Raw genomic sequence first — 12,820 nt, 5'->3', positions numbered from 1 at the left:
GTCAGGCCCTCCCAGCATAGTGTTGGACGAGGCGCCTGCCGTTCTCTAGCGCCTGGCGCACCGATTCGGTTGCCACGAAGACGAAGCCGACCACCACCAGGGCCTTGGGAATCCAGCGCCAGGGCAGGCCGGACGAATTGGGTGAGCCCTCGCCGCGGTGGAACGAGGTCTCGGCGAAGGGAAGGCTGTAATGGATGATGAGCAGTGCGCAGGGCAGCGCCACCAGGAGGGCAGTGATGAGGTTCAACCACATCATGCCGACCGGGCTGAAGCGGCTCGACAGGATGTCCACACGCACGTGATCGTCGAACTTCATGGCGTAGGCAATGCCCATCATCGCCATGACGGACAGTAGGTACCACTCCAGCTCCTGGGCCCACACCGCACCCAGGCCGAAGGCATAACGACTCAGCATGTTGCCGAAGATCAGTGCGATCATGATGACCATGGCCGTGCAGCCGATGAAGCCGGCCAGGCCGGTGATGCGCTCGAGCAGGCGCTCGAGTGACGTACAGAAACGCAGCATGCAATCTCCCTCCCCCGGGCTGGCCCCCGGTGGACGTATGAAGCGAGGTAGAGGTCGCCTTTGAAAGGCAGGTCCGGGAAAGCCCCTCGGCTACGGGACCGGAGCCGAGGGTCGGGCCGGGTCAGATCATGCCCTGGCCGTAGCGGCTGATGGTGTTGGCGAAGACGCCCTCGCTGTTGGCCTGCCAGCCGTCATGCTTCTTCTTGAACGCCCAGAAGCTGTCGTTGATCTTCTTGACCAGCGGGTCCTTGTCGGCCTCGGCCGCCAGAATGTCGCGGGTGGCCTCGAACAGGGCCCGGATGACGTCGTCGGGAAGCGTCTCGAACGCCACGCCGTGGTTATTGACCAGGTCGTCCAAGGCCTCGCCGTTCTGCGCTTCGATCCAGGTGTGGGAGGTGATGTTGCAGGCTGCGGCCGCATTGTGCAGCACGGCCTGGAGGTCGCTGGGCAAGGAGTCGTAGGCCTCCTTGCTGACGATCACCTCGGTGGTGGTGGAGGGTTCGTGCCAGCCCGAGGAGTAGTAGTGCTTGGCCGCGTTGTGCAGCCCCAGCGCGCGGTCGAGATAGGGCCCCACCCACTCCGCCGCATCGATGGCGCCACGTTCCAGGGCCGAGAATATCTCGCCGCCGGGCAACAGGCGGGCATTGGCACCGATGGCGTTGTAGACGTCGCCGGCGAGCCCCGGCATGCGGATGTTCAGGCCACGGAAGTCCTCCACGCTGGTGACCGGCTCGCGGAACCATCCCACCGGCTGCGCCCCGGTACAGCCCACGGCCAGCGGAATCAGGTTGTAGGGCTCGTAGGTTTCCTTCCACAGCTCGTAGCCGCCGCCATGCGCCAGCCAGGCATTGAAGCCCTGGAAGGTCATGCCGAACGGCACGGTGGTGAAGTACTGGGCGGCAAACGACTCCCCGGCCCAGTAGTAGGAGCAGGCATGGTTGAGCTGCACCTGCTGACCCCGCGAAACGGCATCGAAGCCATCGAAGGCGGGGATCAGTTCACCGGCACCGTAGACGCGAATTCGGATGCGGCCACCCGACATGTCCTCGACTCGCTTGGCAAAGTCCGTGGCGGACCCCGGCCCCGACTGGAAGAAAGGAAAGCCCGAAGGCCAACTGGTGGTCATGCGCCAGTTGAAAGTCTCCTGGGCCTTGACGATGCTTGGTGCCATCACGGTACCCACCGCGGCGGCACTGCCGTACTTGAGGAAATTACGCCTGTTGACGCTCATGAAATACGTTCTCCCGGCGGGCTCGATGACTCTTCAAGAAGCGGTCGATCCACGCCCTTGTTTATTTTAATGAGTGAATCTTGAGCTGGTCAGCGAACTGACCCGGGGAGAATAAAACGGAGGGAAGTAAAATAAATCCGGAGGGTTGCGTAAATTTTTCTGCAGCAATCCCTTAGTTATTCATACGCTTAATTCCTCCGTAGAACTACGTAAAACCGCCCGGGATATTAGCCAGAAGTATATACTTGGAAATATATTTCACTAAATCCGTCAAAAAAGCAATGGCGATACGGAGCCGCAAGACATCATCATGAACTCAAGCAGCGCGCCTCGACAGAAGCAACACGGGAAGGGCCGTTCGCTGAGGCCTCGCTTCGGGTCGACGGCTAGCAACACCCCCATGCGAGGCGTCGAGCCGGTTTTTTCTAGCGAAGCGTTAAAACTTAGTCCACGCCTTCGGGTCAAAGCATTTGTCGGCCGGCGAGAAAGCTGCCACCCTCAAGTGACAGGCACGCCTCTCGTAGGGACAGTGAGGTCCCGAGGGTCGCCCCATTCACCCGCAGGAGGACATGCGCATGGGTATCATCGAAATGCTGACCGTGAGCGTGGCCGCAGTGGCGCTATTGGCTCTGGCCTATGCTGCGAGCGAGAAACAGAGGCACCCCGTTCGCAAGGAAGTGCGTATCGAGGAGCATGAGCGCGATCCTTATCGGAATCGCACACGGCACGACTGAGCGTCAACGCACTGATATCGCAGCCCCCGGCACCTCCGGTGTCGGGGGCTTTTCCATGCCGGGGCCACGCCGCAGCAGTTGCTGCACCTGCCACTTCGCCTCGGCGGGCAGCGTCTCGAGAAAGTGCACCTCGCCGTTCTGCAGTACCGCCTGCGGCACCCCATCGCGATAGAGCAGGCGATTGCCCGAGACGGCAGGCAACCGCTGACCGGGCGTAAGGATCCCCACCAGGTTGAGCGGATCGGCGGCCGCCACCACCACGCGGGTGCCGTCCGGCTCGCGGCGCCGCATGGCCTTGAGCCCCCCTACCGCCCCGGCCAGGGCGAACTGCTCGCCGGCAAACTGCTGCACGAAGCGCCCGCCGCGAATCTCGCCGCGCGCCTCCAGGCGGCGGTAGACGTAGAGCAGCTCGCGCCACGGCGGCAAAGCTGGTTCGCGCTCGATCACGCGGCGGAACACCACCCCATAGCGCTCCAGCAACACCCAGGCGATATGCTCAAGGCTCTCCATGTCGGTAGTGATACGACGCCTCTCGATTGGCGATTCACGCTCGGGAGCGGGTAGCCACGACCAGCGCCCGGCAGCGTCCACTCCCGGGGCATGCCGCCTGCGCCTGCGCCCGCTCGCGGCAATGGGCGGTCGCTTGCTGGCTGGGGCGATCAGCGCCCGCAGGCCGGTGAAGCTGTCGGAGGTGATCAGGCCCCACGAGGCCAGCTCGCCCAACGCCTCTTCGATCTGGGTACGCAGCATACGCGTGGGGCCCATGAGATCGGCGAAGAACATCGCCCCGCCGCCCTGCAACGCCTCCAGCACCCGGCGCGCCCCGCCGGAGAGCGGCAGCTCGCCGACATCGGGTGCCGGCGCCGCCTGACGCCAGTCGTGCAACGCCTGGCGCTCGATGAGCGCGATGGGAGTATTGCGCAGCGGGCCCGGGCGCTGGCGCTCGTCGCCCTCGGCGATTCTGGGTGGCAGCAGGCGCAGCCAGATGAAGCGCCCGCTGGCGAGCAGCTGGTCGAGCATGTGCGGCGAGAAATCAGCCACCCGCGCCGGCAGCACGTCGCTCTCCCAGGCGCCCGCAGCCACGGGAAAGCCCTCCAGCCGCTCCACCGCCGCGGCCAGCGCCTCCGGGCCTTCCGGCCGCTCGCTCAGACCGTGCCAGTCGAGCAGGAAGCGCAGGTAGTGCTGGATGCTCACCGGCTCGATCTCGGCGCGCCGGCGGTCGATGGCGTAGCGATGCATGCGCGCCAGCAGGCGCCGCTCGCACCAGGCCACCTGGCTGCCGCCGAGGAAAGCCCCTTGCAGCACGAAGCCCTCGACCTCCAGGCGCGCCATCGCCGCCATGCAGCGCTCCAGCGATATACCGAAAGGCGCGGCCAGACTAGCCGCCGTGACCGGCCCCAGCGTCTCGAGCCGTGAGCGCAGCAGCTCGGTCAGCGCCTCGTCTGGGGTTTCCGGCCCCTCGCCCGCCGCCTCGATGGGCAGCTCGATGCCTGCCCCGGGGTGGAGCGCCAGCAGCTCGCCAAGGCGCTCCGCTGCCGTCCACAGCGGCTCGCCGTCGGGTGGCACGACGACCGCGGCACGCCTGTCCCGGGCGAGAGCATCAAACCAGGGCCGCCACTCTTCTTCGGCCTCGTGCATGGCGATGAAGCCGCTCACGACCAGCGCGTCGTGCAGCTCGTCGGCATCGCGCGGCGCAGGCCATGCCTCTTCGCGCACCCGGGCGACCACCTCGGGAGCATAGCGTGCCGAAGCGGCGGCCTCGGCCACGTCGAGCGCGCCGCCGGTGCGCACGCTGAGGGTGCGCCGCTCCTCCTGGGCACCGTCGTCGAGGAAGGCGTAGGGGCGCGCGTTGACCACCTCCTCGGAGAGCGGCGAAGGTACCGCCAGGTCGCACCCGCTGACGGCGATCTCGCCGGCTTCCAGGTGCAGCAGCAGGCACTCCAGGCTATCGATGTCCATGGCCTCGGTCAGACAGTCGTGCAGGGTCTGGTCCACCAGAGGGTGATCGGGCAGCTCGCGCGCGCCGGCCAAGTTCTCGGCGCAGGCGAGCTGGTCGGGAAAGACCACCGAGAGCAGATCCTCTGAGTCCTGGCGCTGCAGCTGCGGCGGGCGCCGCCTGCCGTTGCGGGTACGCGGCACGGCGAGTCCCACCGAGGCGTTCCAGCGCCAGCGCAGGCCGAACATCGGCGCGTCGAGCAGCGCCTGAATCAGCACCTCGCGCACCGTCTTGCTGCTGAGATAGCTCCACACCTCGTCGAGGGGGAAGCTGTGGGTGGGCCCCAGCGACAGCACGATGCTGTCCTCCAGCGCCGCTGCCTGCAGCTCGAAGTTGAACTTGCGGCAGAAGCGCTTGCGCAGCGCCAATCCCCAGGCGCGGTTGAGCTTGGAGCCGAACGGCGAGTGCAGCACCAGGTGCATGTCGCCGGCCTCGTCGAAGAAGCGCTCCAGCACCAGATGGTGCTGGCTGGGAATCACGCCCAGCGCCGCACGCGCCACGGCGAGGTAGCGCACCAACTGCTCGGCCGCAGCCGGCGTGAGGCCGTACTCGGCTTCCAGCCACGCTTGGGCATCGCTCTCGTCGCCAGCGGCCAGCTGTCGGTCGACACCCTCGCGCAGCCGCGAGACCGCCTGCGAGAGCTCTGCCGTGCGCGCCGGCGCCTCGCCGAACCAGAACGGAATGCTCGGCGGCGCCCCGCGGGCATCCTCGACGTAGAGCTTGCCGGTGGCGAGCTTGAGGATGCGATAGGCCTGGTTACCGAGCTGGAAGATGTCGCCCGGCATGCTCTCGAAGGCGAAATCCTCGTTGACGGTGCCGACGCGGAGCTCCTCGGGCTGCAGGATCACGTCGTAGTCGAAGTGGTCGGGAATCGCCCCGCCGTTGGTCAGCGCCACCAGCCGCGCATTGCGCCGCGGGCGCAGGCGGCCGTTGACCCGGTCGCGATGCAGGTAGGCGCCACGACGCCCGCGGCGTGTGGTGTAGCCGTCGGCGAGCATCTGCACCACCGCATCGAAGCGCTCCGCGCTCAGCTCTCGATAGGGCCAGGCCGCTCGTATCCGTTCAAACAGCTCTGCCTCGTCGGTCTCGCCCGCCCCGGCGACCTCGGCGACGACCTGCTGGGCCAGCACGTCGAGGGGTCCCTCGGGAATATGCAGCCGATCCAGCTCACCGGCCTGCACTGCCCCCATCAGCGCGGCGCACTCGACCAGATCATCGCGGGTTAGCGGAAACAGCCGCCCCTTGGGCACGCGCCCCACGCCATGACCGGAGCGCCCGACCCGCTGCAGGAAGGCCGACATCGAACGCGGCGAGCCGAGCTGGCAGACCAAGTCCACCTCGCCGATGTCGATGCCCAGTTCCAGCGAGGCGGTGGCCACCAGCGCACGCAGTTCGCCCTGCTTCAAGCGCTGCTCGGCTTCCAGGCGGTGTTCGCGAGCCAGGCTGCCGTGGTGTGAGGTCACCCATGCCTCGCCGAGGCGGTCGGCCAGGTGGCGCGCCACCCGCTCGCAGACCCGCCGGGTATTGGCGAAGATCAGCGTGGTACGGTGTTCTTTCACCAGTTCTGCGAGGCGGTCGTAGACCTCCTCCCACACCTCGTTGGCCATGATGGCAGTCAGCGGCGAACCGGAGACTTCGATGGCCAGGTCGCGCTCGCGCACATGGCCGGTGTCAACGATGGTGCACTTGCTGTCGCCGGTGAGGAACGCCGCCACCGCCTCGACCGGCTTCTGCGTCGCCGAGAGCCCGATGCGCTGCGGCGGGCGCTCCGTCAATCCGGCCAGCCGCTCCAGCGACAGCGCCAGGTGCGAGCCGCGCTTGGTGCCGGCCACCGCATGGATCTCGTCGACGATCACCGTGCGCACAGTCGACAGCATCCGTCGCCCCGAATCGGACGTCAGCAGCACGTAGAGCGACTCCGGCGTGGTGACCACGATGTGCGGCGGGCGCTTGCGCATGCGCTCACGCTCCGACGAGGTGGTATCGCCGGTGCGCACCCAGGCGCGAATCTCCGGTGCTTTTTGCCCATTCACCGTCAGCGCCTCGCCGATGCCGGCAATGGGCAATTGCAGGTTGCGCTGGATGTCGTTGGAGAGCGCTCGCAGCGGCGAGACGTAGAGCACCACCGTCTCGTCAGGCAGCTCGCTGTCGAGCCCACGCTGCACCAGGCCATCGATAGCGGCGAGAAAGGCCGCCAGGGTCTTGCCCGAGCCGGTGGGCGCGGCGATCAGCACATGGCCGCCCGCGCCGATGGCCGGCCAGGCGCGCGCCTGCACCTCGGTGGGCGCACCGAGGTCGCGTGCAAACCAGTCGCTGACGGCGGAATGAAAGGCATCGAGCGGCATGGGCGCTCCGGAAATCGCTTTTCTACAACGTAATCGAGTACAGGGAGATACGCGATGTTCCCGAGGCGAACGCCTGTTACCGTGACGAGAGCGTGGCGTCTAGCTCACTCTCGAGCCATTTGATCAGCCGAGCGCTACAGCGTCGATTGTCCGTGGGGGAAAGCCACAGACACAGCCGGGCGGGCGTCTCGACGAAGCCCCAGGGCGCGATCAGCCGTCCCTGACGCAGCTCGTCCTCAACCAACAGCCGGGGCGCTATCGCCACCCCCAATCCGGCCACTGCTGCCTCGAGCAGATAATAGAGATGATCGAAGCCCTGCCCTGCGGCCAGCGCCCGGTCGAGACGCGCCGCATCGAGGCCATGCGCACGCGCCCAGTGTGGCCAGGCCTGTGGCCGCGAAGCGGTATGCAGCAGCTTGGCGTCAAACAGCGTCGCTGGCCGCTGCGGATCGGGCCGAGCGGCCAGCTGCGGGCTCACCACCGCGCCGATGTGTTCCGCGGCCAACTCGACCACCTCCAGGTCGGCCGGCCATGGCGGTTCCGCAAACGTCAGCGTTGCGCTTACTTCGTCCTTTCCCGGGGTAGCTTCGCTCTCGCTGGCGACGACATGCAGCTTGAGTTCCGGCAGCGCACCATGAAGGCGATCGAGTCGCGGAATGAGCCAGCGTGCCAGCAGGCTACCCGGACAGGCCAGGATGAACGGCGCCGCCTCGACGTCACGCTTCAACTGCGTGCAGCTGTCTCGCAGGCGCAGGAACGCCTCGCCAACGCCGTGCTGCAGCCGCTCCCCGTGACTGGTGAGCTGCAGGCCGCGCCCCGCCTTGGTGAACAGCGCCACGCCGAAGTGCTCTTCCAGGCTCCGCAACTGTCGGCTGACCGCGCCGTGAGTCACGCTGAGTTCATTCGCCGCGGCCGTGACGCTACCCAACCGCGCGGTGGCCTCGAAAGCGCGCAGGGCGCTGAGGGAAGGCATGGTGTTAAGCATCGATCTGTGATCCTGGCTCACATATAGCGGCGATCTTATCGATTTTTCGCCCCACCTGTCTGCGCTAGCTTCGTCGAAAGCTCCCTGAACCTTCGAGGCACCTCATGACCGACCTTTCGATGCAGCCCGATGCCCATGGCATGTTCGGCCGTTTCGGCGGCCGCTTCGTCCCCGAGACGTTGATGCCGCTGATTAGCGAGCTTCAGGCCGAATACGATACGGCCCGGCAGGACAGCGAATTCCAGCGCCAGCTCGCCTACTTCCAGCGCGATTACGTTGGCCGGCCCAGCCCGCTCTACTTCGCCGAGCGTCTTACCGAGCACCTTGGCGGCGCCCGGATCTATCTCAAGCGCGAAGAGCTCAACCATACTGGAGCTCACAAGATCAACAACTGCATCGGCCAGATCCTGCTCGCCAAGCGCATGGGCAAGACCCGTATCATCGCCGAAACGGGTGCCGGCATGCATGGCGTCGCCACCGCCACCGTGGCGGCACGCTTCGGCATGCCCTGTGTCGTCTACATGGGCGCGGCCGATATCGAACGCCAGCAGCCCAACGTGTTTCGCATGAAGCTGCTGGGCGCCGAGGTCATTCCGGTCACGACGGGTACCGGCACGCTCAAGGATGCGATGAACGAGGCGCTGCGCGACTGGGTGACCAACGTCGATGACACCTTCTACATCATCGGTACCGTAGCCGGACCGCATCCCTATCCCGCCATGGTGCGTGACTTCCAGGCGGTGATCGGACGCGAGACCCGCACCCAGATCCTCGAGAAGGAGGGGCGCCTACCCGACTCTCTCGTCGCCTGCATCGGTGGCGGCTCCAACGCCATGGGACTGTTCCACCCCTTCCTCGCCGATGAATCGGTCGCGATGATCGGCGTCGAGGCCGGCGGCAAGGGCATCGACACCGGCATGCACGCGGCGAGCCTCACCGGCGGCGCGCCCGGCGTACTGCATGGCAATCGCACCTACCTGTTGCAGGACGACGATGGCCAGATCGCCGATGCCCACTCGATATCGGCCGGGCTCGATTATCCCGGCATCGGCCCGGAGCATGCCTGGCTGCATGAGCAAGGGCGCGTCGATTACGTCTCGATCAGCGACGACGAAGCGCTTGCGGCATTCCAGCTCTGCTGTCGTCAGGAGGGGATCATTCCCGCGCTCGAATCGGCCCATGCCCTGGCCGAGGTCGCCAAGCGCGCGCCGTCGCTGCCCCGCGATCACCTCCTGGTGGTCAACCTGAGCGGACGCGGCGACAAGGACATGATGAGCGTCGCCCAACACCTGGGAGAGAACGTCCAATGAACACCGCCAAGGAGAACCCCGTGAACGCCGCCACTCGCCTCGATGAATGCTTTGCCGCGCTCAAGGCGGAAAAAAGGCCGGCCCTGGTAACCTACGTCACTGCCGGCGACCCTGACTTCGAGACCTCGCTGGAGATCCTCCAGGGGCTGCCCGCGGCAGGTGCCGACGTGATCGAGATCGGCATGCCGTTCAGCGATCCCATGGCCGACGGCCCCACGATCCAGAAGGCAGCGCTACGCGCCCTGGAGGGCGGGCAAACGATGGCCCGGACGCTCGAGTTGGTGCACGCCTTCCGCCAACGGGATTCGCAAACGCCGCTGGTGCTGATGGGCTACTACAACCCCATACACCGCTACGGCGTGGAGCGCTTCCTCGAGGATGCTGCCCGCGCCGGTGTCGACGGCCTGATCGTGGTCGACCTGCCGCCCGAGCATGACGACGAGCTATGCCTGCCGGCCAAGCGACATGGTGTCGACTTCATCCGCCTCGCCACACCGACCACCGATGTCAAGCGGCTGCCACGGGTGCTGGAGAATGCCTCAGGCTTTCTGTATTGCGTTTCGATGAACGGTGTCACGGGGGGACGCGAACCCGTACTACACGACGTCGAGCGCATGGTGGGTCAACTGCGCGAGCACAGCCATCTGCCGATTGCCGTCGGTTTCGGTATTCGCTCTGCGGCAGAGGCGCAAGCGATCGGCCGATTCAGCGATGCCGTGGTGGTCGGCTCGGCCCTGGTGGAGGCCATCGAAAGCGCTGAGACTCGACATGGCACCATCGAGGCCGTTCATGGCGTGGTGCGTGAGCTGGCCGCAGGCGTGCGTCGAGCGGGCAAATTGTAGTAGGTAAGCGAGCAGCGACGGTGAGGGACTTTTCACAGGTACGCACCCTAGACGCAGTGGCGTGGCTCCGTAGCGAGCATTGCGGCCTGCGAACCTCAGGCGTTCACGACGTCGTTTTTCCTGTTCGGCTCCTGTGCAAAAGCCCCTTTCAACCAGGCCGCGACTCGCTTCAGCTCGGCATGCCCGGCCTGCTCGCGACTCATCAGCAGGTGGTAGCGAAGCCCCGGCAGCCTCGGGCCGAAGGGCACATGCAATACGCCGCGCTCGAGTTCCGCCCGAACCAGGGTCAGGCTCAACAGCGCGACCCCCTGCCCGGCGATGGCTGCCTGCACTGCATGACTCTCGTCCGAGAAGCTCAGGCTGGGCCCCAGGTCGGTAAGCGCACAGCCGGCAGCCTGATACCAGTGAGCCCATGAAGGCAGTCCCAGCGTCGGGCAGTACCAGTCGAAGACGATATGGCGCACCGCCTTGAGATCCTCTACTCGCGCCAGGCCCAGGCTTGGGCTGGCGACCAGGGCGAAGGTGTCCTGCGCCAGCTCCACCGCCTCGTGTTCCGGGTAGGGTCCCATGCCGTAGCGAATCGCCAGCGATAACCCTCTCTCCAGGTCCAGCGGGGCTTCGCTGGCGTGGATGCGCAGGTCGATACCGGGATGACGGGCATGGAAATCCGCCAACCGGGGCAGCAGCCACTGGCTGGCAAAAGCTGGCGTGCAGGAGAGCGTCACGTTGTTGGGCGACGACCGTTCGCGCAACGCATCGAGGGCGTCGCTGAAGGCATCGAAGCCATGGCGCAGGACTGGGAACAGATGCTCCGCCGATGCCGTGGGCACGACCTGCCGGGTACGCCTCTCGAACAACGCCACCCCCAGCAGCTCCTCCAGTTCGCGCACCTGATGACTGATTGCCGCCGGCGTCACCGCCAGCTCCTCGGCGGCACGCTTGAAGCTGCGGTGCCTGGCAGCCGCCTCGAAGGCGCGCAGTTGGGAAAGGGGTAGCCGTCGGCGATTCATGGCTTCTCCATGAGTTAGTTCATCTTGTCTGTCTGGCGAATATTGCTCGTTTGTCAGCCCTTGCCAAGGGGCCGATGCTACGAAGCGTCCAATCATGCATGAACTGTTCTTGAGGATACTTCCATGGCTACCCTGCTGCATATCGATGCCAGTGCCCGCCCCGGCCGCTCCGGTATCGATCCCCACGGCTCCCACTCCCGTCGCCTCAGCGCACATTTCATCGAGCAATGGAACAAGACCCGACCCGACGATCGCATCCTCTACCGCGACGTGGGTCAGTATCCGCCACGCCCCGTGACCGGCGAGTGGGTTCACGCCGCCTTCACCAAGCCGGAGGCGCGCGAGTCCTGGATGCACGAGGCGCTGGCCGAGAGCGATGCCCTGGTCGACGAGCTACTGGAGGCGGACCTGATCGTTGCCGGCGTGCCGATGTACAACTTCGGCGTCCCGGCCGGCTTCAAGGCGTATATCGACAACATCGTGAGGGTCGGGCGTACCTTCGGCTTCGACCGCTCGCGCCAGGGGCTACCCTACTGGCCGATGCTTAGCGAGATGCACAAGCGGCTTGTGGTGCTGAGCTCCCGCGGCGACTACGGCTACGAACCGGGCGAGCGCATGGCCCAGGCCAACCACGTCGAGCCGCACATTCGCACCGTGTTCGGCTACCTGGGCATCGACGACGTGCATGGCATCGCCGCGGAGTATGACGAGTTCGGCGACGAGCGCCTGCAAGCCTCGCTGGCCCAGGCCGAGCAGCACATCGAGGCGCTGGTAGCTGAGCTAAAGGAAAAGCTGGATTCGACGAATCGGATGCCTGACCCCACGTATTGAACCCACGTGCCGGCGGCAAGCCGGCACACAATCCAGGATCGTCTAGGCGTTTAGATATTGGTGCCCGTCTCAGCGGTCTGGCTTGGGTCCCCTGGTATGCCGTTCCCAGGGCGGCACAGGCTCCCATTGCTCGACGAGGAAATCGATAAAGGCGCGCACCCTCGGCGGCACAAGGCGACGCTGCGGCATGACTGCATGGATGCCCGTCTCGGGCAGCGTGTAGTCCGAGAGAATCCACTGCAATCGGCCGGCTCGCAGGTCATCGCATACATGCCAGGTGGAGTGCTGCACGATGCCCAGCCCCGCTACCGCGGCGTCGCGCAGGAGCTCGCCCTGACTGCTGCGGATGCGTCCATCCACTTTGACAGCGAACCGCTCGCCGTTGCTATCCCCAAGGCGCCAGGTGTCGGCCTCCTCTTCCCCACCGGTCAATACCAGACACTCGTGCCGGGACAGCTCCTCGGGGGTGCGTGGAGTGCCGTAGCGCTCGAGATAGGCGGGAGAGGCACACAACACACGGCGATTCGTGGCCAGCCGGCGTGCCACCAAACTGGAATCCGCTAGCGAGCCGATACGAATGGCCAGGTCGAACCCCGACCCCACGATGGCCCGGCGCTGGTCGGTCAGATCGAGATCGAGGCGCAACCGGGGATACCGGCTCAGAAATCGGGCTAGCAGCGGGGAAACATACAGGCGGCCAAACGTAGGCGGCATGGTCAGGCGAAGCGTGCCCGTGACCTCACGCGTCGACTGGTGCAACCCGCTCATCAGCGCCTCGAGATCCTCCACCGCCTCTCGCCCCTGTTCGGCCAGGCTCCTGCCCTCCGGCGTCGGTCGTAGTTGCCGTGTGGTGCGCTGCAGGAGTCGTACGCCCAACTCCCGCTCGAGACGCTTCAAGCGCTGGCTGGCAACGGCCGCGGAGAGATCCAGGCTGCGCGCCGCTTCGCTGATCGACCCCAGGTCTAGAATACGCAGGAACAGCGAGAGGTCGTCGACTCGACTCATCTTCA

10 protein-coding genes are annotated in these 12,820 nt (G+C 66.0%); 4 read left to right on the top strand and 6 right to left on the bottom strand.

Features of this window, described 5'->3' with window-relative positions; translation table 11 throughout:
- Position 1 precedes the first annotated feature (1 nt).
- Positions 2–526: a TRAP transporter small permease subunit gene (locus HNO53_RS03945; RefSeq protein WP_209476437.1), complete on the bottom strand. Its 525-nt coding sequence runs from the start codon at positions 524–526 to the stop codon at positions 2–4.
- Between the two features lie 121 nt (positions 527–647).
- On the bottom strand, positions 648–1,757 hold the full coding sequence (locus HNO53_RS03940) for a TRAP transporter substrate-binding protein (RefSeq protein ID WP_209476436.1): 1,110 nt from the start codon (positions 1,755–1,757) through the stop codon (positions 648–650).
- Positions 1,758–2,332: 575 nt separating this feature from the next.
- Between HNO53_RS03940 and HNO53_RS03935 the strand changes: the two genes are divergently transcribed.
- Positions 2,333–2,491 (top strand): hypothetical protein, encoded by a 159-nt coding sequence (locus tag HNO53_RS03935; RefSeq protein ID WP_209476434.1) that lies wholly within the window; start codon positions 2,333–2,335, stop codon positions 2,489–2,491.
- Between the two features lie 3 nt (positions 2,492–2,494).
- On the opposite strand, the gene HNO53_RS03930 is transcribed toward HNO53_RS03935, so the two are convergent.
- Together HNO53_RS03930 and HNO53_RS03925 are read right to left on the bottom strand one after the other, a co-directional pair.
- On the bottom strand, positions 2,495–6,832 hold the full coding sequence (locus tag HNO53_RS03930) for a DEAD/DEAH box helicase (RefSeq protein WP_209476432.1): 4,338 nt from the start codon (positions 6,830–6,832) through the stop codon (positions 2,495–2,497).
- 76 nt (positions 6,833–6,908) lie between these two features.
- Complete coding sequence (locus tag HNO53_RS03925; protein ID WP_209476430.1) at positions 6,909–7,817, bottom strand: LysR family transcriptional regulator; 909 nt, start codon at positions 7,815–7,817, stop codon at positions 6,909–6,911.
- A 104-nt stretch (positions 7,818–7,921) separates the two neighbouring features.
- Between HNO53_RS03925 and trpB the strand changes: the two genes are divergently transcribed.
- Positions 7,922–9,127 (top strand): tryptophan synthase subunit beta, encoded by a 1,206-nt coding sequence (gene trpB, locus HNO53_RS03920; RefSeq protein WP_209476428.1) that lies wholly within the window; start codon positions 7,922–7,924, stop codon positions 9,125–9,127.
- Entirely contained in the window at positions 9,124–9,969 is an 846-nt protein-coding gene (gene trpA / locus HNO53_RS03915; protein WP_209476426.1) for a tryptophan synthase subunit alpha, read from the top strand. The genes trpB and trpA overlap by 4 nt, the downstream gene beginning before the upstream one ends.
- Before the next feature lie 95 nt (positions 9,970–10,064).
- Here the strand turns inward: trpA and HNO53_RS03910 are convergent, their stop codons facing one another.
- Complete coding sequence (locus HNO53_RS03910; protein WP_209476425.1) at positions 10,065–10,979, bottom strand: LysR substrate-binding domain-containing protein; 915 nt, start codon at positions 10,977–10,979, stop codon at positions 10,065–10,067.
- Between the two features lie 123 nt (positions 10,980–11,102).
- Between HNO53_RS03910 and HNO53_RS03905 the strand changes: the two genes are divergently transcribed.
- Positions 11,103–11,810 (top strand): FMN-dependent NADH-azoreductase, encoded by a 708-nt coding sequence (locus HNO53_RS03905; protein ID WP_209476423.1) that lies wholly within the window; start codon positions 11,103–11,105, stop codon positions 11,808–11,810.
- Between the two features lie 69 nt (positions 11,811–11,879).
- Here HNO53_RS03905 and HNO53_RS03900 read toward each other — a convergent pair whose 3' ends face one another.
- Positions 11,880–12,815 (bottom strand): LysR family transcriptional regulator, encoded by a 936-nt coding sequence (locus HNO53_RS03900; RefSeq protein ID WP_209476421.1) that lies wholly within the window; start codon positions 12,813–12,815, stop codon positions 11,880–11,882.
- Positions 12,816–12,820: the final 5 nt, after the last annotated feature.

This window comes from Billgrantia antri (assembly GCF_017868935.1).
GTDB classification, from domain to species: domain Bacteria; phylum Pseudomonadota; class Gammaproteobacteria; order Pseudomonadales; family Halomonadaceae; genus Halomonas; species Halomonas antri.
The sequence above is the reverse complement of the archived record's forward strand: the minus strand, read 5'-3'. Positions and strand labels throughout refer to the sequence as shown.

Excerpts from the sequence above, each read along its gene's own strand:
- HNO53_RS03935 (WP_209476434.1), top strand. The coding sequence starts at position 2,333 with ATGGGTATCATCGAAATGCTGACCGTGAGCGTGGCCGCAGTGGCGCTA.
- HNO53_RS03910 (WP_209476425.1), bottom strand. The coding sequence starts at position 10,979 with ATGAATCGCCGACGGCTACCCCTTTCCCAACTGCGCGCCTTCGAGGCG.
- HNO53_RS03925 (WP_209476430.1), bottom strand. The coding sequence starts at position 7,817 with ATGCTTAACACCATGCCTTCCCTCAGCGCCCTGCGCGCTTTCGAGGCC.
- HNO53_RS03940 (WP_209476436.1), bottom strand. The coding sequence starts at position 1,757 with ATGAGCGTCAACAGGCGTAATTTCCTCAAGTACGGCAGTGCCGCCGCG.
- trpA (WP_209476426.1), top strand. The coding sequence starts at position 9,124 with ATGAACACCGCCAAGGAGAACCCCGTGAACGCCGCCACTCGCCTCGAT.
- trpB (WP_209476428.1), top strand. The coding sequence starts at position 7,922 with ATGACCGACCTTTCGATGCAGCCCGATGCCCATGGCATGTTCGGCCGT.
- HNO53_RS03900 (WP_209476421.1), bottom strand. The coding sequence starts at position 12,815 with ATGAGTCGAGTCGACGACCTCTCGCTGTTCCTGCGTATTCTAGACCTG.
- HNO53_RS03930 (WP_209476432.1), bottom strand. The coding sequence starts at position 6,832 with ATGCCGCTCGATGCCTTTCATTCCGCCGTCAGCGACTGGTTTGCACGC.
- HNO53_RS03905 (WP_209476423.1), top strand. The coding sequence starts at position 11,103 with ATGGCTACCCTGCTGCATATCGATGCCAGTGCCCGCCCCGGCCGCTCC.
- HNO53_RS03945 (WP_209476437.1), bottom strand. The coding sequence starts at position 526 with ATGCTGCGTTTCTGTACGTCACTCGAGCGCCTGCTCGAGCGCATCACC.